This window comes from Paraburkholderia xenovorans, assembly GCF_046030735.1.
Lineage (GTDB): Bacteria > Pseudomonadota > Gammaproteobacteria > Burkholderiales > Burkholderiaceae > Paraburkholderia > Paraburkholderia xenovorans_A.
This window is the reverse complement of record NZ_JAQQBV010000019.1, coordinates 85,487-104,365: the sequence shown is the minus strand read 5'-3', so window position 1 is coordinate 104,365 and position 18,879 is coordinate 85,487. Positions and strand designations below refer to the sequence as shown.

The 18,879-nt window shown below is 64.2% G+C and carries 15 protein-coding genes; 6 read left to right on the top strand and 9 right to left on the bottom strand.

Features of this window, described 5'->3' with window-relative positions; all coding sequences use genetic code 11:
• Window positions 1-16: 16 nt before the first annotated feature.
• The 3 genes from PQQ51_RS19975 to PQQ51_RS19965 all read right to left on the bottom strand — a co-directional run bounded on the left by PQQ51_RS19975 (window position 17) and on the right by PQQ51_RS19965 (window position 5,092).
• Complete coding sequence (locus PQQ51_RS19975) at window positions 17-1,510, bottom strand: DEAD/DEAH box helicase (RefSeq protein WP_408498540.1); 1,494 nt, start codon at window positions 1,508-1,510, stop codon at window positions 17-19.
• 402 nt (window positions 1,511-1,912) lie between these two features.
• Window positions 1,913-3,349: an aldehyde dehydrogenase family protein gene (locus PQQ51_RS19970; RefSeq protein ID WP_408498539.1), complete on the bottom strand. Its 1,437-nt coding sequence runs from the start codon at window positions 3,347-3,349 to the stop codon at window positions 1,913-1,915.
• 90 nt (window positions 3,350-3,439) lie between these two features.
• Window positions 3,440-5,092: an acetolactate synthase large subunit gene (locus PQQ51_RS19965; RefSeq protein ID WP_408498538.1), complete on the bottom strand. Its 1,653-nt coding sequence runs from the start codon at window positions 5,090-5,092 to the stop codon at window positions 3,440-3,442.
• A 15-nt stretch (window positions 5,093-5,107) separates the two neighbouring features.
• On the opposite strand from PQQ51_RS19965, the gene PQQ51_RS19960 reads away from it, so the two are divergent.
• Window positions 5,108-5,284 (top strand): hypothetical protein, encoded by a 177-nt coding sequence (locus tag PQQ51_RS19960; protein ID WP_408498537.1) that lies wholly within the window; start codon window positions 5,108-5,110, stop codon window positions 5,282-5,284.
• Between the two features lie 95 nt (window positions 5,285-5,379).
• Here the strand turns inward: PQQ51_RS19960 and PQQ51_RS19955 are convergent, their stop codons facing one another.
• From PQQ51_RS19955 to purT, 3 genes are all read right to left on the bottom strand, one after another.
• Window positions 5,380-5,748: an MliC family protein gene (locus PQQ51_RS19955; RefSeq protein WP_408498535.1), complete on the bottom strand. Its 369-nt coding sequence runs from the start codon at window positions 5,746-5,748 to the stop codon at window positions 5,380-5,382.
• Window positions 5,749-5,819: 71 nt separating this feature from the next.
• Complete coding sequence (locus PQQ51_RS19950) at window positions 5,820-6,032, bottom strand: DUF6726 family protein (protein ID WP_408498534.1); 213 nt, start codon at window positions 6,030-6,032, stop codon at window positions 5,820-5,822.
• Window positions 6,033-6,112: 80 nt separating this feature from the next.
• Window positions 6,113-7,327, bottom strand: coding sequence for a formate-dependent phosphoribosylglycinamide formyltransferase (gene purT, locus PQQ51_RS19945; protein WP_408498533.1), 1,215 nt, complete (start codon window positions 7,325-7,327; stop codon window positions 6,113-6,115).
• 196 nt (window positions 7,328-7,523) lie between these two features.
• On the opposite strand from purT, the gene PQQ51_RS19940 reads away from it, so the two are divergent.
• Both PQQ51_RS19940 and PQQ51_RS19935 read left to right on the top strand, forming a co-directional pair.
• Window positions 7,524-8,063: an META domain-containing protein gene (locus PQQ51_RS19940; RefSeq protein ID WP_408498532.1), complete on the top strand. Its 540-nt coding sequence runs from the start codon at window positions 7,524-7,526 to the stop codon at window positions 8,061-8,063.
• Window positions 8,064-8,182: 119 nt separating this feature from the next.
• Window positions 8,183-12,052, top strand: a complete 3,870-nt coding sequence (locus PQQ51_RS19935) for an FtsK/SpoIIIE family DNA translocase (RefSeq protein WP_408498531.1) — start codon at window positions 8,183-8,185, stop codon at window positions 12,050-12,052.
• A 117-nt stretch (window positions 12,053-12,169) separates the two neighbouring features.
• Here PQQ51_RS19935 and PQQ51_RS19930 read toward each other — a convergent pair whose 3' ends face one another.
• On the bottom strand, window positions 12,170-13,486 hold the full coding sequence (locus PQQ51_RS19930) for a lactonase family protein (RefSeq protein WP_408498529.1): 1,317 nt from the start codon (window positions 13,484-13,486) through the stop codon (window positions 12,170-12,172).
• Window positions 13,487-13,712: 226 nt separating this feature from the next.
• Here PQQ51_RS19930 and PQQ51_RS19925 point away from each other — a divergent pair, with 226 nt between their 5' ends.
• Entirely contained in the window at window positions 13,713-13,865 is a 153-nt protein-coding gene (locus tag PQQ51_RS19925; protein ID WP_007175701.1) for a DUF3096 domain-containing protein, read from the top strand.
• A 258-nt stretch (window positions 13,866-14,123) separates the two neighbouring features.
• On the opposite strand, the gene PQQ51_RS19920 is transcribed toward PQQ51_RS19925, so the two are convergent.
• Window positions 14,124-14,369 carry a hypothetical protein gene (locus PQQ51_RS19920; RefSeq protein ID WP_408498528.1) on the bottom strand — a complete coding sequence of 82 codons (246 nt, stop codon included), beginning with the start codon at window positions 14,367-14,369 and terminating at the stop codon, window positions 14,124-14,126.
• 260 nt (window positions 14,370-14,629) lie between these two features.
• On the opposite strand from PQQ51_RS19920, the gene PQQ51_RS19915 reads away from it, so the two are divergent.
• The gene (locus tag PQQ51_RS19915) at window positions 14,630-16,510 is read left to right on the top strand and encodes a glycoside hydrolase family 15 protein (protein WP_408498527.1); all 1,881 of its coding nucleotides are present in this window, start codon (window positions 14,630-14,632) and stop codon (window positions 16,508-16,510) included.
• A 184-nt stretch (window positions 16,511-16,694) separates the two neighbouring features.
• Window positions 16,695-17,972, top strand: a complete 1,278-nt coding sequence (locus tag PQQ51_RS19910) for a polyhydroxyalkanoate depolymerase (protein WP_408498526.1) — start codon at window positions 16,695-16,697, stop codon at window positions 17,970-17,972.
• Between the two features lie 118 nt (window positions 17,973-18,090).
• Here PQQ51_RS19910 and PQQ51_RS19905 read toward each other — a convergent pair whose 3' ends face one another.
• The gene (locus PQQ51_RS19905) at window positions 18,091-18,723 is read right to left on the bottom strand and encodes a TetR/AcrR family transcriptional regulator (RefSeq protein WP_408498525.1); all 633 of its coding nucleotides are present in this window, start codon (window positions 18,721-18,723) and stop codon (window positions 18,091-18,093) included.
• Window positions 18,724-18,879 lie beyond the last annotated feature (156 nt).

The following is an 18,879-nucleotide window of genomic DNA, read 5'->3' as shown; positions in this document are numbered from 1 at the left end:
CCAGCTCAAACAACGATCAGGACGACGAAGGCGACTTCCGCACCGGCATCCCAAAACCGCCCAGCAACGCGGCGAGCGGCTGCTTCGAACCCGACTTCTGCGGAGCCGACCCAGCACCGTCCGCTTCCTCGATCTTGCGCACCGAAGCAGGCGACGGTTCGTACGGCTTCAGGAAGAAATCGTCCACGGGCGCAGCACGATGGTGATGCGGCCGATCGAACGAACCCGACGACGAAGTCCCCGAACGGCGACGTCCACCGCGCTCTTCACGACCTTCACGACCCTCGCGGCCTTCGCTGCGTTCGCGGCGCGGCGGGCGTTCTTCGTGGTGATGCCGCGGCGGCGCATCCACCGTCAAACGTTGCACATCCAGCGGACGCTTGATCAGCTTTTCAATGTCCGCGAGTTGCTTCTTCTCGTTCGGGCTGCACAGCGACAACGCATCGCCCGACGCGCCGGCACGACCGGTACGGCCGATCCGGTGCACGTAATCTTCCGCGTTGAACGGCAGATCGAAATTGATCACGGCGGGCAGTTCGGCGATATCGAGACCGCGCGCGGCGACGTCGGTGGCAACCAGCGCCTCGATCTCGCCGCGCTTGAACGCGTCCAGCGCCTGCATCCGCTCGTTCTGCGAACGGTCGCCGTGAATCGCGGTGGCCACCACGCCGTCGCGCTCCAGGCTGCGCGCGAGACGGCTCGCGCCGATCTTGCTGTTGCAGAACACGATCACCTGCTTCAGCCCGCGCTCGCGAATCAGTTGCACGACCGCGCCGGTCTTGTCGCCTTCTGCGACTTCATAAACGATCTGCGTCACGTTGGTGGCGGTCGAGTTGCTGCGCGCGACTTCGATCGTCTGCGGGTCACGCAGATACGTTGCGGCGAGCTTCTTGATTTCGCCCGAGAACGTGGCCGAGAACAGCAGCGTTTGGCGCTCTTTCGGCAGCAGGTTCAGGATGCGCTGCAAGTCCGGCAGGAAGCCCATGTCGAGCATGCGGTCGGCTTCGTCCAGCACCAGAATCTGCACCTGGCCGAGATTGGCCGTTTTCTGTTGCACGTGATCCAGCAGACGGCCTGGCGTAGCGATCAGGATTTCGACGCCGCGGCGCAACTGCTCGGATTGCGGGTTCATGTCCACCCCGCCGAACACCACGGCGCTGCGCAGCGCCGTGTGCTTCGCGTACGACTGCACGTTCGCGGCGACCTGGTCGGCGAGTTCGCGGGTCGGCGTGAGGATCAGCGCGCGCACCGGATGGCGGGCGGGCGATGCGCTGGTGCTCGCTTGCGGCAACAGACGCTGGATGATCGGCAGCGAGAAGCTTGCGGTCTTGCCGGTGCCGGTTTGCGCCGCGCCCATCACGTCACGGCCGGCCAGCACGACGGGAATCGCCTGCGCCTGGATCGGCGTAGGGATGGTGTAGCCCGATTCTTTGACGGCTTTCAGGATGTCGGGCGCGAGGCCGAATTGATCAAAAGTCGCAGTGCTGGGCGTGACGGCTGTGTCGGACATGGTGGCTTTCGCTAAAAATGCGCTTGGCGCGGTGCGCGCGGCAGCGGTCGGAACCGCAGAGGGCATCAGGATGAAGGCGGAGCCACGGCGTTCCGCACGGGACCCGTCAGTTTCGCGGGAAAAATGCGGCCGGCTCCGGCCGGCGGAAACACCCGCCGGAAAGGCCAGTATTGTAGCACTTCAGCAAAAACACTCATGGCGCTTCTGCCGACTTTCTGCTTACGATTGCGAAAGCCGTTCGGCCGCCGACCGGGCGGCGTCGGCGGATGGCGGACGGCTTTGCAGCGAAAGAGGCCGGCGCCGCTTCGCCGGGTCCTGGCAGCCCGCAGCCGAGCGTAATTCCCCCAGACGACAGTTGCATGACAGCAACCCGCCCGCCGCCACACGCCACCGGAACCGGCGTCACCACGTCTCGCGCATCACCATCAACCGCAGTTCGGTCATGTCCTCGATCGCATAGCGCACGCCTTCGCGCCCGAGTCCCGAATCCTTCACGCCGCCGTACGGCATGTTGTCGACGCGGAACGACGGCACGTCGTTGATCACCACGCCGCCCACTTCGAGCACGTCCCACGCGCGATGCGCATGCGCGAGCGAATCGGTGAACACGCCCGCCTGCAAGCCGAAATCGCTATCGTTGACGGTGGCGAGCGCCGCGTCGAAATCGTCGAAACGCTCCAGAATCGCCACCGGGCCGAACGCTTCCTTGCGGTACAGATCGGTATCGCGCTTCACGCCTTCGAGCAGCGTGGCTTCGAACATCGCGCCTTCCACCTTGCCGCCCGCGACGATCTTCGCGCCCGCCTGCACCGCGCTTTCCATCCAGCCGGCAAGTCGCTTCGACTCCGACTCGGAGATCATCGGCCCGACAAACGTTTTTTCGTCCTTCGGATCGCCCATCACCAGCGACTTCGTTTTCGCAATCAGTTTTTCGCGCAGCGCGTCGTAGAGCTTCGCGTGCACCAGAATCCGCTGCACGCCGATGCAACTTTGCCCCGACTGGTAAAACGCGCCGAACGCGAGCCGGTCGACCACGTAGTCGAGCTTGTCGCGCTGATCGCCGTCGACGATCGCCGCCGCATTGCCGCCCAGTTCCAGAATCACCTTCTTCTTGCCGGCCTTTTTCTTCAGATCCCAGCCGACCGCCGGCGAACCGGTGAACGACAGCAGCTTGAAGCGTTCATCGGTCGTGAACAGATCGGCGCCGTCGCGATGCGCGGGCAGAATCGAAAAGGCGCCTTTCGGCAAATCGGTTTCGGCCAGAATCTCGCCCATGATCAGCGCGCCGACCGGCGTACGGCTCGCCGGCTTCAGCACGAACGGCACGCCCGCGGCGATCGCCGGCGCGACCTTGTGCGCGGTCAGGTTGAGCGGAAAATTGAACGGTGAGATAAACGAGCACGGCCCGATCGGCACGCGCTTCACATACCCGTGATAACCCTTCGCGCGCGGCGAAATTTCCAGATTCACGATTTCGCCGTCGATGCGCACGGCCTCCTCCGCCGCCACCTTGAACGTATCGATCAGCCGTGTGACTTCGCCCTTCGAATCGTTGATCGGCTTGCCGGCTTCGATACACAACGCCAGCGCCAGTTCGTCGTAACGCTCGCGAAAGCGCTTCACACAATGCTCGAGCACCGCCTGGCGCTTGAACGGCGGAAAAGCGCGCAACGCCGGCATCGCGTCGACCGCGTGGCCGATCGCCTTGTCGATCGCGGCGGCGTCCGCCATCGCGACGCGGGTCGCCACTTCGCCGCTGAATTTGTCGGTGACTTCGAGATCGGTATTGGCCGCCACCGCTTCGTTGGCGAGATAGTACGGGTAAGTCTTCTTCAACATGACACGTTCTCCTTTCCGAAGCTGTTAGCACAAACCAACACAAACCGGCGAAAACTACAGCAACCAGCAAACGCTATGCCCCACCGCGCGTCACAGTTGCGCGGAAAGCCGCTTGATCTCGCGATTGAGCACGCGCTCGTTGTCCGAATAGTCGATCGGCAAATCGATCACGTGCACGCCCGGCGTGACGAAACATTCGCGCAGCAACGGCGCGAACTCCGCCGCGGACTCGATCCGATGCCCCTTCGCGCCATAGCTCTCCGCATACGCGACAAAATCCGGATTGCTCAGCGTCATCCCGTAATCGGGGAAATTCATGTTTTCCTGCTTCCAGCGGATCATCCCGAACGCGTCGTCGCGCAGAATCAGCACCACGAGATCGAGTTTCAGACGCACCGCCGTTTCCAGCTCCTGCGAATTCATCATGAAGCCGCCGTCGCCGCACACGGCCATCACCTTGCGCTCCGGATGCACGATCTTGGTCGCGATCGCCGAAGGCAACCCCGCGCCCATCGAAGCCAGCGCGTTATCGAGCAGCAGCGAATTCGGTTCGTGCGCGCGGTAGTAGCGCGCGAACCAGATCTTGTACATGCCGTTGTCGAGACAGACGATGCCGTCCACCGGCGTGGTCTCATACACGTCGTTGACGATCCGCACCGGATACATCGGGAAGCGGTCGTCGTGCTGGCCTTTCACCAGATGCGCTTCGAAGTGCTCCTTGATCTCCTTGAAGCGCGTGAAGTCCCAATGCTTCTGGCGCTCCTTGAGACTTTCCTTCAGTTGCCACACCGCGTTCGCGATATCGCCGACCACTTCGATCTGCGGGAAATACACCGTATCGACTTCCGCGCCGAGGAAGTTCACGTGAATCACCGTCTTCTCGCCCGCGTCGCCGCTGCGCATGAAGAACGGCGGTTTCTCGATCACGTCGTGGCCGACGTTGATGATGCAGTCGGCGTGATCGATCGCGCGGTGCACGAAGTCGCCGTCGGACAGCGTGGCGTTGCCGAGCCACATCGGATGCGATTCGTCGATTACGCCCTTGCCCATTTGCGTAGTGAAGAACGGGATGCCGATCTGGTCGACGAATTCGCGCAGCATCTTCGTCGTGGTCTTGCGATTGCCGCCCGCGCCGATCATCAACAGCGGATGCTTCGCGTGCGTGATCGCCTCGACCGCGCGCGCAACCGCTTTTTCTTCGGCGACCGGGCGGCGGCTGTAGCTCTTCGGAATCGGCTTGCCGTCGCCCTCTTCATGCGCGACGTCTTCAGGCAATTCGAGGTGCACCGCGCCGGGCCGCTCCTCTTCGGCCTGGCGCACCGCTTCGCGCACGGCCGCCGGAATATTCGCGACCGACACGATCTGCCGCGTGTATTTGGTGAGCGGCTCCATCATCCGCACGACGTCGACGATCTGGAAATGCCCCTGCTTGCTCGACTTGATCGGCTTTTGCCCGGTGACCATCAGCATCGGCATGCCGCCCAACTGCGCGTAGGCGGCGGCCGTCACGAAGTTGGTCGCGCCCGGCCCGAGCGTGGCGAGCGACACGCCGGTGCGGCCGGTCAGCCGCCCGTACGTGGCGGCCATGAAACCGGCCGCCTGTTCGTGACGCGTGAGGATCAGACGGATTTTCGAGCGGCGCAGCGATTCGAGCAGATCGAGATTTTCTTCGCCGGGGATGCCGAACACGTACTCGACACCTTCGGCTTCCAGCGATTTGACGAACAGGTCGGATGCTTTCATGGAGGGTCTCGCTTGATGAAACGATCGGGCGACGAGCGCGGCCCGGCCGTTGAGGTCCTGAAACGGACAATCGAAGACGACGACAACAGCGACAACAGCGGCCGGCGCTACGCCAGCCTGGTGCGGCTTCATGGGGCTTCATGCGGCGTGGCGCATGTCACGCCGGACAGCTTACTACTCGAATGGGAATGACGTGCGCTCGCGGGCAGCGCTGCATGCGTGTGTGGCAGACGATAACGGGAACCAACGGCGGCATTGAATGAAGCCGCCGCATCGTGGCGTCGCGCTCAGCGATTGATGGTGATGCAGTCGGACAGCATGGGCGGCGCGTTTTCGCCGTCCATCGCGTCGTACAGATCGGCGCGCGGGCCCTTGGTCCACCACGTGTAGCTGCCGGCCTGATACTTCGCGCCGGAGGCCGACATCGTGTTGACGAACAGCAGTTGCTGGCCCTTGACCGGCACCAGCGCGAAGCTCTGGCCGTTCACCGTGTTCCAGTAAGTCACCTGAAGAATCTTGCCGGTCGCGCATGTGTATTTTTGCGTCTGCCGGTTTTTCGTCTGAATCTCGGTGAAGCGCAGCGGCGCGGCCGACACATTGCCGCACCACGCCACGAACCCTGCCATCACGCTTAACGCAACACACCACTTTTTCATCGGATCCCTCGATGGTTGTCGAATAACGGGCGCGGCAGCGCCGGCATGCAGCAGGTTCGCGAATGGGTCGATCATGGATCGATCACGTCGGCGCACGCGTCGGTCGGCGCGGCGGCGACATGGCCGACCAGCGGCACGATCTTCAGGCCCGCCGAAGCGACCCGGCAGGGTGCGGCCGCGAGGCCGCAGCCCGTCATCCCGGCACACAACGCGAGCACCACCGCGAGTGCGCCAAGCCGGCCTAAACTTCCGGGCCACGTGTTGCTACGGGATTTCAGGGCCATGCGGACCTCCGCTTCAGTCAATCGGATTGCGTGCGGCCTGCTTCTCGTTACTTCGAGTCATGCCGACGCGTCACGCAGCGTTACTTCGCCGGCACCGGCCGCACGGCCGCTGCGGCCTGTTTCGCGCGCGAGCGTGCTTCGTCGACGGTCTCGCCGGTGGCGAGCGCAACGCCCATGCGGCGCTTGACGAAACTCTCCGGCTTGCCGAACAGACGCAAATCCGCGTTCGGCACGGCGAGCGCCGCCGCCACACCTTCGAACGCGATACCGGCTTCGTCCAGTCCGCCGTAAATCACCGCCGACGCACCCGGCGCGCGCAGCGACGTATCCACCGGCAAACCGAGAATCGCGCGCGCGTGCAATTCGAACTCCGAAAAGCGTTGCGAGCACAGCGTGACGAGACCCGTGTCGTGCGGACGCGGACTCACTTCCGAAAACCATACGTCATCGCCGCGCACGAAAAGTTCCACGCCGAACAGGCCGCGGCCGCCGAGCGCCGCCGTCACCTTGTGCGCGACTTCACGCGAACGTTCGAGCGCGAGCGCGCTCATCGGCTGCGGCTGCCACGATTCGACGTAGTCGCCTGCCACTTGCACGTGGCCGATCGGGTCGCAGAAATAGGTGCTCACTTCGCCGCTCGCCGGGTCGATCGCGCGCACGGTGAGTTGCGTGATTTCGTAGTCGAAATCGATAAAACCCTCGACGATCACGCGGCCATGATTCACGCGGCCGCCCGCCAGCGCGTATTGCCATGCGGGCTCGACGTCGGCATCGCCCTTCAGCACCGACTGCCCCTTGCCCGACGACGACATCACCGGTTTCACCACGCACGGATAGCCGACTTTGGCGATGCCCGCGCGCAGTTCGTCGAGCGAATCGGCGAATGCATACGGCGAGGTCGGCAGGCCGAGTTCCTCGGCGGCGAGGCGGCGGATGCCTTCGCGGTTCATCGTGAGCTGCGTGGCGCGCGCGGTCGGAATGACTTCGGCGAGACCGTCGGTTTCGATCGCGGCGAGCGCGTCGGTGGCGATCGCCTCGATTTCGGGGACGATCAGATGCGGGCGCTCCTGCTCGACCAGCGCGCGCAATGCGACGTGGTCGGTCATGTCGATCACGTGCGCGCGATGCGCGACCTGGTGACCCGGCGCGTTCGGATAGCGGTCGACGGCGATCACTTCGACGCCCAGCCGTTGCAGCGCGATGATCACTTCCTTGCCGAGCTCGCCGGCACCGAGCAGCATGACGCGCGTGGCGGATTCAGAAAGGGGCGTGCCGATCCGTTGGCCGATCTGCATGGGGGCTCCAGATAAAAGTCGGATGAGGGTGGGATTGGGTAGAACGCGATGTTAACATGCACACCCCGACGCACAGCCCCGACGCACATCCCGGATGCACACCCCCGGCGCACGCGCCGAGGTGCACCCCGAAGCGCCCGTCGGCGTGCCCGGTGCGTTACCCTTACGCCTTCGCCAGTCTGAAGAGGAACGACTCATGCTCCAAAGCTCCTCCGCGCGACGTGTTGCGCGCTTCATCCCTTATGCGCGCACGGCCATCGCCGCGCTGGGCGTCGCCGCGCTTTGCAGCGCCTGTGCGATCCCGAAACACCCCGATTCGGCAGCTCCGGCTCCCGATCCGTTCAACCCGGCTGCGACGCAGTTGCTCGACGACACCAGCTGGGTGCTGAGCGGCTGGAAACAGGCCGACGGCTCCCCGCGGGCGGTGCCGTCCGCCGATCAGGGCTCGCCGATCACGCTCACGCTCTCGACGGAAAAAGGCCAGCGCCACGCCAGCGGCTTTTCCGGCTGCAACCGCTACATGGGTTCGTATGCGCTGAAGGACGGCAAGCTGAGCTTCAGCACGCTGGGCGGCACGCGCATGGCATGCGCGACGCCGGGCGGCCAGATCGAAGGCGCGTATCTGAACGCGCTGAATCACATCGACCGCACGGGTGTGCAGATGCGCGCGCCGCAGCAGATGCAACTGATTCTGGACAATGGCGATACGCTGAGTTTCGATCGCAGCAACCCGTAAGCGCCGCGGCTTTCCCATTCGATGCAAGCGTACTTGCGTCCGCCTTCGAAGCACTGCGCTTCGCCGGTTAAACTCGACGGATTGCATTTTTTCGCGTCCGTCATACGTCGATGTCTAGTATGCACACGGTAGTTTTCGGCTGGTTCGGCGGGTCGGCCGTCTGGTTCATTCCTCTTTTGTGGCGCCTCGTGAAGTCGGTGCTGCCGGGCGGCGCGGGTTTGCGCGGGCCGGGCACGATCCGCCTGTGGCTCGGCTTCGTCTGCGTGATGGTGGCGAGTTGCACGCTGGAGGCGTCGCTGATCGGCGTGGCCGGCGTGAATGGCGTCGGTCATGCGCTGGCGACGGGCTTCGGTCATCTGCTCGGTCATATCGGTACGCCGCTCGCGGCGCTGGCGCTCTTTCTGATCAGCCTGCCGTGGCTGATCGATTTCCGCTGGCGCGATGTCGCCGTCTGGGCCGACGGCGCGTTCGGCCTCGGCCTGTCGCGCGGTCTCGCCAAACGCGACGAGGAAGCGCGCCGCCATCGCAGTGTCGATGACGGTTTGCCGCAGCACGTTTCTGCGTCCACCAATACGATGGCGCCGAAGAGCCAGGGACGCTATGCGCGGCCTACGGTATGGCGGCCGCCGGCGCGTGGGCGCAAGGGTGGTGTTGGGGCCGCGGCGGATGTCGGTGGTGGTGTCGGTGGCGCCGCCGGTGCGCACGCCGCGACGCGTGGCGCCGCGACGAACTGGCGTGCGGATTCCGCGAAGTCGCGTCATGCCACGGCTACGCAAACCGAGCCGGGCATGCGGACACCCGCGGCAAGTGTGCCGCGTTCGACGCCGCGCCCCGTGCCGACACAACCGATCGCTACGGACCACGCGGCGTGGCAGCCGGCTGAACCCGTCGCGCCGACCGGCTGGCTGCGCGAATCGACAACGGCTCCGCGTGCAACGACATCTCCTGCTATGGCCGGCTCCGTCACTGCTGGCGGACCTGCGGGATCGGCAGCGTCGGTGGCCGCCCGCCATGACGGCTCGTCGACAGGGCGGCGCCCGGTTGGCGAGCAACGGCCAGTGGGCGTTTCAGGTATCGCAGCAGGCGCGGCGGGTTTGGCCGCCGCCGCGGGCACGGCGCAAGCGGCGGCTGCGCAAGCCTCGCTCGCAGCAACGGCGGCAAGCGCAACGCGTGCAGTATCGAATACGGCGACGGGTGCGATGCGGCAATCCCCGGCAGCGGCGAATCGTGCGTCGGCGATGCCGGGGTCCGGCAATGCAGCTTCGCGCGACAGTCGACCTGCGATGACCCGTCAACCGTTCGCGGCTGCGCCACTCACTCAAACTTCGCCGACGCCGACCGCTCGCGGTCCCGTTTCATCCGCGCCGAGCTACACGCGACCGATGACGACGACTCGCCAGCCCGCGCCACCGCCCAGCGTGCAGGAAACGTTGCGCAGCATCGCGGAAAACGCCGCGCGCTGGACGGACATAGCCGGGGTGAGTCTCGCACGTAGCAGCAGCGCGGATAGCGCCAAGGTCATCGCGCAACAGATGGGTGAGGTGCCGCGAGGCGAAGCCGGATTCGATGCACGGCAACCCGATGCGGCATTCGAGACGCCGACGGGTGCCGTATTGGATGCGCCCGAGGTCGAAGCCATATCCACGACGCCGCAGGTCGAGGCTGCCGCCGTAACACCGCAGACCGAACCCGCATCAGGCACGCCAGAGCCCATCGCTGCACTCGACACATCACGGCTCGACGCTCCGTCACTGGCAACGCCGCACGATGAAACCATCGAGCCGGTCGTGCATTGGCCGATCGAACCGCCGATCATCCAGCCGCCGTTGGCTCCGACACCCGCACCTGTGCCGACACCTCCCGTGCCGCGCACGGCAGCCGTCCCCACTCCGACGCCGTTCCAGATCTTCGCCGCAGAGTTGGAGGCAAGCGCGCACGTCGAAGAAATCCCGACGCAGCCCACACCCGATACCGTCAGCGAACCGGCCACGGCACCTGAAGCGCCAGCACCGGTCCATCAGCCGATTGCGCCGCCGCAGGTCGTCGAATCGGACGCCACGCAAGAGGCAACCGACGCAGACGTTCCCCACGTCGAACCGACACAACCGTCCGGGCGCCCGATCGAACACTCGCCGTTGACCCAGCGCACGGAGGGCCAATCCGCCGCCGTGCCGAATGCCGAAATCGTATTTGCTAAAACGCTGGCGCCCTGGGACGCGGAGCCGGCCCCAATCGCCCCCCCGGCGGTCACGGACCATACGGAAAGCACGCCGACGCCCGTCGCCGACGCGACGCCTGAGCCGAGCGCGTCGAATATCGTCCGCTTTCCTGGCTTCATCGCGCGGGCCGAACCGGCAGCGGAGTCCGCGTCAGAGCCGCAGTACCCTGACGCGCCGACGGAACAGACCGATCAACCCGAACCGCAGGAACCCATCGTCGTGCCCCGCACGCCACTGCGCGGCCACAGCCCGGCCAACGGCTTCGAGTTCCACGCCCCGGCTGCATCGATGGTCGAATTGCCGACGCTCGACCTGCTCGCGCGCGCCGACACCGACGTCGAACCCGTCTCCGAAGAAAAGCTGATCGAAACGGGCCTGCTGATCGAACAACGCCTGCAGGAATTCAAGGTGCCGGTCACGGTAGTCGGCCACTCGGCCGGCCCGGTCATCACGCGCTTCGAGATCGAACCGGCGCTCGGCGTGCGCGGCAGCCAGATCGTCGGCCTGATGAAGGACCTGTCGCGCGGTCTCGGTCTCACGTCGATCCGCGTGGTCGAGACGATTCCCGGCAAGACCTGCATGGGTCTCGAACTGCCGAACGCGAAGCGCCAGACGATCCGCCTGTCTGAAATCCTCGAAGCCAGCGTCTACCAGAACTCGCATTCGCACCTGACGCTCGCGATGGGCAAGGACATCACCGGTCACCCAGTGGTGGCCGATCTCGCGAAGGCGCCGCATATGCTGGTCGCGGGCACCACCGGTTCGGGCAAATCGGTGGCGATCAACGCGATGATCTGCTCGCTGCTCTACAAGGCGACGCCCGAGGAAGTCCGCCTGATCATGATCGATCCGAAGATGCTGGAACTGTCGGTGTATGAAGGCATTCCGCATCTGCTCGCACCGGTCGTCACCGATATGAAGCTGGCGGCCAACGCGCTCAACTGGTGCGTCGGCGAAATGGAGAAGCGCTACCGGTTGATGTCCGCGGTCGGCGTGCGCAATCTGGCCGGCTTCAATCAGAAAATCCGCGACACGGAAGCCAAAGGCAAGAAACTCGGCAACCCGTTCTCGCTCACGCCGGAAGCGCCCGAACCGCTCGCGCCGCTGCCGCTGATCGTGGTGGTGATCGACGAACTGGCCGACCTGATGATGGTCGCGGGCAAGAAGATCGAAGAGTTGATCGCGCGGCTCGCGCAGAAAGCGCGCGCGGCCGGCATCCATCTGATTCTCGCGACGCAGCGGCCGTCCGTCGACGTGATCACCGGCCTCATCAAGGCGAACATTCCGACGCGCGTCGCGTTCCAGGTGTCGTCGAAAATCGACTCACGCACGATTCTCGACCAGATGGGCGCCGAATCGCTGCTCGGCCAGGGCGACATGTTGTTCCTGCCGCCGGGCACCGGCTACCCGCAACGTGTGCACGGCGCGTTCGTCGCCGACGAGGAAGTACACCGGATCGTCGAGTATCTGAAGCAGTTCGGCGAGCCGCAATACGAGGAAGGCATTCTCGACGGCCCGGCCACCGACGGCGGCGCGGCGCAGGATCTGTTCGGCGACACGCCGGATGCCGAAGCCGATCCGCTCTACGACGAAGCCGTCGCGTTCGTGGTGCGCACGCGGCGCGCGTCGATTTCGTCGGTGCAGCGACAATTGCGCATTGGTTACAACCGCGCGGCACGTCTTGTCGAGCAGATGGAAACGGCCGGCCTCGTGTCGGCGATGGGCATCAACGGCAGCCGCGAAGTGCTGGCGCCGGGGCCGGCGGAATAAGCCTGATCGGGCGGCACTCGACACACGCGCTACACAGCCGGCAAGCCAGCAAGAAAATGGGCCGCTCGATGAGCGGCCCATTTCGCTTATACAAGCAGCGTATTCAACCGCCACGCATCACGACGGCGACACCAGCTTGAAGTCCACCGGCGAGCCGATATCGATGCGCTTCGGATTCGCTTCAAGCAAACCGCTCTGCTGATCGCGCCTGAACACATACACCGTATCGCTGTTCTGATTGCCGACGATCAGCCAGTTGCCGGTCGGGTCGATCGCGAACTCGCGCGGCGACTTGCCGAGGCTCGACTGATGCCCGACCTTCTTCAGATGCCCATTCGTCGGATCGACCGAGAAGATCACGATGTCGTTCGCATCGCCGCGATTGGACGCGTACAGGAAGCGCCCGTCCGGCGACAGATGAATCGCCGACGCGCCGACCGCGCCCTTGAAGCCGGGCTCCGTCAAAGAAAGCGTTTGTACCTGCGTGAGCTTGCCGTCGTCGTAGTTGAACGTGCTGACCGTGCCGGCCAGTTCGCTCGTCAGATAGGCATGCTTGCCGTCCGCGCCGAACACCAGATGCCGCGGCCCCGTGCCCGCCTTCTCCTGCGTGTAGCGCCAGTCGGTCGGGCCGAACAGGCCGCGGCTGCCATCCGGCGTGTAGCGATACGCGTACAGCTTGTCGGCGCCGAGGTCCTGCGCGAACAGATAGCGGCCGTCCGGCGAGAACACGGTGGAGTGAACATGCGAGTTGTCCTGACGACCCTTCACCGGACCGCCGCCCTCGTGATGCACGGTCAACGCCGACGTGCCGACCTGGCCGTCCGCCTGCAACGGGAACACCGCGAAGCTGCCGCCCGGATCGGCGGCGACCGAGTAGTTCGCGGTCAGCAGATACTTGCCGTCCGGCGACAGGCTCAGATAACACGGATCGTTGCCGTCCGACGAGACCTTGTTGAGAAAGGTCAACTGGCCGCTCGCGGCGTCGAAGCGGAACGCGCTGATGCCGCCGCGCTGCGAGGCCGGACCGTTGTCGCCGGGCAGTTCGTTGACCGCGTAGACGAAGCGGCGGTCGCGGCTCACCACGAGGCACGACGGATTGACCGTCTGCGCGACCGACACGCGCGTGGCTTCGCCCGTCTTCGTATCGAAGCGGTAGACGTACAGGCCTTCGCTCTTGCCCCCGGTGTACGTGCCGACCAGCATGTCATACACACCGTCCGCGGGGACCGGGCCGGAATCTTGCGCAAACGCGTGCGACGCAGCAATCGAGACCATGAGCACGAAACCTTTTATTATCGAGCGGGCGGCGCGCAGAGGAACGGGCCGACGCACACGTGATGAAGTGGATTCAGCGGTAGAAGTGCGAACAGAGAAAACAGCGGGAAGGTGGGAACCTGAAACGGCACGGACTGCGGCCCGTTCGGTACGAAGCATAAGACCTCCTGACATCGGTTATTCGGTTGTTGCGGTTGTAATGGTGTCGCTGGTCTGCCGCGCTATCGGTCGAGCATGGTTCTTATCGGAGCAAGTATAAAAGCGTTGCATCGACTCATGTAGCCAGGGTGGCAACGGCCGAGGTCGGGCCGATGGTTTGCATGGGTAGCCATTGTCCCGCCCGACGGGTCATTATTTCAACTCAGTCACACACCACGGAGTCTTCATGAACGTCACACTCAGCCTGGGCCCGCTTGTTTCGCTGATCGCCGGCATTCTGATTCTGGTCATGCCGCGCCTCCTGAATTACATCGTCGCGCTCTATCTGATCATCATCGGCATCATTGGGATCTTTGGCGTCGGGTCGTCGCATTTCTAGGCCGCTTTTGTAGGCACACGGCCAGGCCGCATTTCCAGGCCTTCTGGCCGCAGCAGAAAGCCGCGCAAAATCGCCGGCCACGCAGATGCACCGGGCGCCTCGACGGCCCCGGTGCGTTCACATGCATGTCGTGCGAAAGCGGCTGGTCGCGCCATCGCGCGCCTTGAGTGAAGGCGCCGATGTGCCGATAAAAGAAGCGGCCCGCTACATGGGCGTACACTCGCCCGAAGCCGAGCCGCGCGCGTCGGGCGCGAACCGTTAGCCGTTCGAAAGTTGTTCGAGCCGCAAGCGTCCCTGTAGCGACAACGCGCCGACGGCATAATGACCGTCACCTTGCTGATGACGCCGGAAGCAGGCCCGCTCGACGAGAAACGCCGCGGCGGCCAGCATGCCGTTACGGCTCAGGCCCAGACGGCCGTGGTCGAGCGGCAGCATCGAATCGTCAGCGAGTTTGCTGGCGGCCGAAAGAATCGTGATGCAATCGGATTTCGAAGGGTTCAGCATGGCTTTCGTCCTCGGAAACGGCGTCTGTGCGCGCCATGGGCGTGGCCGGCGCTCGCGGGGGCGAGACCCACGCCGTGAAACCCGTGGCCGGGAATCCATGCGCGCCGGATCGACATCCGATTGTAGGCAGTGGTTTGACAGATTACCAACTGGCGTTTTGCCGCATTGCGTACTGAACCAAAGCGCGGCGGCCGGGTCCGGTAATAACATCGACCTCCAGCGCGACGCCCTGCGCCGCGCATCATCCTGACACGCTCTCCATGCCCGCACTCATCGAAGACTATGCGCTCATCGGCGACGGCCACACGGCCGCGCTCATCTCCCGCGAAGGTTCCGTCGACTGGCTCTGCTGGCCGCGCTTCGACTCCGGCGCCTGCTTTGCGGCGCTGCTCGGCACGCCCGACAACGGCCGCTGGCTGATCTCGCCGGTCTCGGACATGCCGCCCACCGTCACGCGCCGTTATCGCGGCGAAACCTTGATTCTCGAGACCGATTTCGAAACGCCCGAAGGCGCGGTCACGCTGATCGATTTCATGCCGCCCGGCAACGGCTGGTCGGAGATGGTGCGGATCGTGGTCGGCAAACGCGGCACCGTGCGCATGCAGATGGAACTCGTACTGCGCTTCGATTACGGATTTTCGATTCCGTGGGTGGACCGGCTGAAGCACGACAGCGGCATCAAGGCGATCGTCGGCCCCGACAACGCGGTGCTGCGCACGCCGGTCGAACTGCGCGGCGAGAACATGAAGACGGTGGCCGAATTCACCGTCAGCGAAGGCGAGCGCGTGCCGTTCTCGCTCGCGTATGCCCCTTCGCATCTGCGCATTCCGCCTGCGCGCGATCCGCATACGTCGCTTGCGCGTACCGAGAATCACTGGCTCGAGTGGTCGTCGCGCAGCACGGTCGAAGGCAAATGGGCCGAGCCGATCCGCCGCTCGCTGATCACGCTGAAGGCGCTCGCTTATGAACCGACCGGCGGCATCGTCGCGGCGCCCACCACGTCGCTGCCGGAACAGCTCGGCGGCTCGCGCAACTGGGACTACCGCTACTGCTGGCTGCGCGACGCCACCATCACGCTGCTCGCGATGATGCGCGGCGGCTACTACGACGAAGCGCGCGCGTGGCGCAGCTGGCTCGGCCGCGTGATGGCCGGCGCGCCGGATCAGTTGCAGATCATGTACGGGATCGCCGGCGAGCGGCGTCTGCCGGAATTCGAGCTCGACTGGCTGCCCGGCTATGAGGACTCGAAACCGGTGCGCATCGGCAACAACGCGGTCGGCCAGCGCCAGCTCGACGTGTACGGCGAAGTGATGAACGCGCTGCATCTGGCGCGCGTGGGCGGCCTGCAGGCGGACGACACCGCGTGGAACGTGCAGCGCGCGCTGCTCGGCCACCTCGACACGATCTGGCAGGAACCCGACGAAGGCATCTGGGAAACGCGCGGCGGCCGCCAGCATTTCACGTTCTCCAAGGTGATGGCGTGGGTTGCGTACGACCGCGCGATCCAGTCGGCGGAGATGTTCAAGCTGGACGGCCCGCTCGACGACTGGCGCGCCACCCGCGAAGCGATCCACGCGGAAGTCTGCGCGAAAGCGTGGAATCCCGAACTCAACGCGTTCTCGCAGTACTACGGCAGCGACCAGCTCGACGCGAGCGTATTGCTGCTGCCGCTGGTCGGCTTTCTGCCGCCGGACGATCCGCGTGTCAAGGGCACGCTGGCCGCGATCGAACGGGATCTGACGCACGAAGGTTTCGTGATGCGCTACCGCACCACCGAATTCGACGACGGCCTGCCGCCCGGCGAAGGCACCTTTCTTGCGTGCTCGTTCTGGATGGTGGACAACCTGGCGCTGCAAGGCCGTATCGACGAAGCTCACGCGATGTACGAACGGCTGCTCGCGCTGTGCAACGACGTCGGTCTGCTCGCGGAAGAGTACGATCCTGCGGCGAAGCGGCTGGTGGGCAACTTCCCGCAAGCGTTTTCGCATGTGGCGCTGGTCCATACCGGCCTGAATCTGATGAAGCACGAGCAGCAAATGGCCGAGGCGACCGGTCAGCCGGCGCATATCGACAGCATGGCGGAAGAACTGAAGGCTGCGGCAACCCCCGATAGCGGCGCGGCAACATCGCCAGTAGCATGATTTAATGACAGTTTGCGCGCCCGGTGCGCGCAAATTGCTGCATTGCACAAGTACGCCATGTTCGATATGATCGAAAAGTCTGTCGGCCGAAAATCAATGTGCCAACAACAACCAATATGGCCTGCCGCAACGCCACACGCGTGTTTGCGAAGCCCCATGCGAACCGCTTAAAAACGGAGCACCTATGCTCTACCAATTGCATGAATTCCAGCGGGCGTTGTTGAGCCCTCTCACAGCCTGGGCCCAGGCGGCGTCCAAACAGTTCGCCAATCCCGCCAGTCCATTGGCGTATGTGCCCGGCGCCACCCGCCTCTCCGCCGGTTACGAGCTGCTCTACCGGCTCGGCAAGGATTACGAAAAGCCCGAGTTCAATCTCCATCAGATCGTCAAAGACGGTCACAACATTCCGATCATCGAGCAAACGATCATCGAGAAGCCGTTTTGCCGCCTGATGCGTTTCAAGCGTTTCGCCGACGACAGCGACGCCGTAACCCAACTGAAAGACGAACCGGTCGTGCTGGTGTGCGCGCCGTTGTCAGGCCACCACGCCACGCTGCTGCGCGACACCGTGCGCACGCTGCTGCAAGACCACAAGGTCTATCTGACCGACTGGATCGACGCGCGCATGGTGCCGCTCGAAGCGGGCGAGTTTCATCTTGACGACTACGTTGCGTACATTCAGGAATTCATTCGCCACATCGGCGCGAAGAATCTGCATGTGATCTCGGTGTGCCAGCCTACGGTGCCGGTGCTCGCCGCCATTTCGTTGATGGCGAGCCGCGGCGAAGACACGCCGCGCACCATGACGATGATGGGCGGCCCGATCGACGCGCGTAAGAGCCCGACGTCGGTCAATTCGCTCGCCACCCAGCACTCGTTCGAATGGTTCGAAAACAACGTGATCTTCACGGTGCCGCCGAACTATCCGGGCGTGGGCCGCAAGGTCTATCCGGGCTTTCTGCAGCACACCGGTTTCGTCGCGATGAATCCTGAGCGGCACGCGGCTTCGCACTGGGACTACTACCAGAGCCTGCTGCGCGGCGACGAAGACGACGCCGAAGCGCATCGCCGCTTCTACGACGAGTACAACGCCGTGCTCGACATGGACGCCGACTATTACCTCGAAACGATCCGCGTGGTGTTCCAGGAATTCCGTCTTGCCGAAGGCACGTGGGTGATCGACGGCGAGCCGGTGCGTCCGCAGGACATCAGGAACACGGCGCTCTTCACGATCGAAGGCGAGTTGGACGACATCTCCGGCGACGGCCAGACCTTCGCCGCGCAAGATCTGTGCAGCGGCATTCCGGAGAAGGACAAGCGCCATTTCACCGCGGAAAATTGCGGCCATTACGGCATTTTCTCAGGCCGCCGCTGGCGCACCATCATCTATCCGCAGTTGCGCGAATTCATCCTCGAGCACAACAAGGCGCCGAAGGTAGCAAAGGAAAAAGTCGAAGCCTGAACACCGCGCGTCGATACCGGCAACGGCCTCTGCGGAGGCCGTTGCCGTTTCATCAGGATCCCAAAGTCTCGCCACGCAAGCCATGCAAACCACGCGAGGCGTGAACGCCCACGCCGGCTTACTTGCGCAACAGATACGCGAGCAGCAACTCGGTGTTCATCTGGATTACCTCGCCGCGTTCGCTCGCGCTGCTGAAATCGCGGCCGAGCGTGGCTTCGAGCGTGAAGCGGTTCGACACGATGTAATAGCCCATGCCGGACAGCGTCACGTAAAACCTCAGCGGATCGACATTGGTGCGGAACAGGCCGGCGCGCTGACCTCGCTCGAGAATCCCGCCGAGCGTGGCAACGATCGGCGAGATCATCTCGCGGATGCGGGTCGACTTCTGCATGTAGCGTGCCTCATGCAGATTCTCGTTATTGATGAGCCGCAGCAACTCCGGATGATCGCGGTAATAGTCCCACACGAAATGCGCGAGACGGGTCACCGCCTCGACCGGCGCGATGCCGTTCAGTTCGAGCGTACGTTCGGCCTCGTTGAGCGCGCTGAATGCATGCTCGAGTACCGCAGTAAAAAGCTGCTCCTTGCTACCGAAGTAGTAATAGAGCATGCGTTCATTGGTTTCCGCGCGGCGGGCGATCTGATCGACGCGCGCGCCGAACAACCCACCATTTGCAAACTCTTCGGCCGCCGCTAGCAGAATGCGGCGCCGCGTGCCTTCAGGATCTCTTTTGATTTTCGGCTGATTCATGGTGGCATCGTCTTCGTGAGCCGCGTTATCCGGATCGCGCCGCCGGCCTCTCCTCGGGCCTTGCACCGACAGCACTGAACGGGCTGGTTGGGGGAATACCCTTCTGCGGTCTTTCGAAAAAGCGCTTCGATTATGGCACATGGATTGCGGATGGCA

Coding starts and splice junctions, on each gene's coding strand:
- PQQ51_RS19975 (WP_408498540.1), bottom strand. CDS start 1,510: ATGTCCGACACAGCCGTCACGCCCAGCACTGCGACTTTTGATCAATTC.
- PQQ51_RS19970 (WP_408498539.1), bottom strand. CDS start 3,349: ATGTTGAAGAAGACTTACCCGTACTATCTCGCCAACGAAGCGGTGGCG.
- PQQ51_RS19965 (WP_408498538.1), bottom strand. CDS start 5,092: ATGAAAGCATCCGACCTGTTCGTCAAATCGCTGGAAGCCGAAGGTGTC.
- PQQ51_RS19960 (WP_408498537.1), top strand. CDS start 5,108: ATGAAACGATCGGGCGACGAGCGCGGCCCGGCCGTTGAGGTCCTGAAA.
- PQQ51_RS19955 (WP_408498535.1), bottom strand. CDS start 5,748: ATGAAAAAGTGGTGTGTTGCGTTAAGCGTGATGGCAGGGTTCGTGGCG.
- PQQ51_RS19950 (WP_408498534.1), bottom strand. CDS start 6,032: ATGGCCCTGAAATCCCGTAGCAACACGTGGCCCGGAAGTTTAGGCCGG.
- purT (WP_408498533.1), bottom strand. CDS start 7,327: ATGCAGATCGGCCAACGGATCGGCACGCCCCTTTCTGAATCCGCCACG.
- PQQ51_RS19940 (WP_408498532.1), top strand. CDS start 7,524: ATGCTCCAAAGCTCCTCCGCGCGACGTGTTGCGCGCTTCATCCCTTAT.
- PQQ51_RS19935 (WP_408498531.1), top strand. CDS start 8,183: ATGCACACGGTAGTTTTCGGCTGGTTCGGCGGGTCGGCCGTCTGGTTC.
- PQQ51_RS19930 (WP_408498529.1), bottom strand. CDS start 13,486: ATGCTTCGTACCGAACGGGCCGCAGTCCGTGCCGTTTCAGGTTCCCAC.
- PQQ51_RS19925 (WP_007175701.1), top strand. CDS start 13,713: ATGAACGTCACACTCAGCCTGGGCCCGCTTGTTTCGCTGATCGCCGGC.
- PQQ51_RS19920 (WP_408498528.1), bottom strand. CDS start 14,369: ATGCTGAACCCTTCGAAATCCGATTGCATCACGATTCTTTCGGCCGCC.
- PQQ51_RS19915 (WP_408498527.1), top strand. CDS start 14,630: ATGCCCGCACTCATCGAAGACTATGCGCTCATCGGCGACGGCCACACG.
- PQQ51_RS19910 (WP_408498526.1), top strand. CDS start 16,695: ATGCTCTACCAATTGCATGAATTCCAGCGGGCGTTGTTGAGCCCTCTC.
- PQQ51_RS19905 (WP_408498525.1), bottom strand. CDS start 18,723: ATGAATCAGCCGAAAATCAAAAGAGATCCTGAAGGCACGCGGCGCCGC.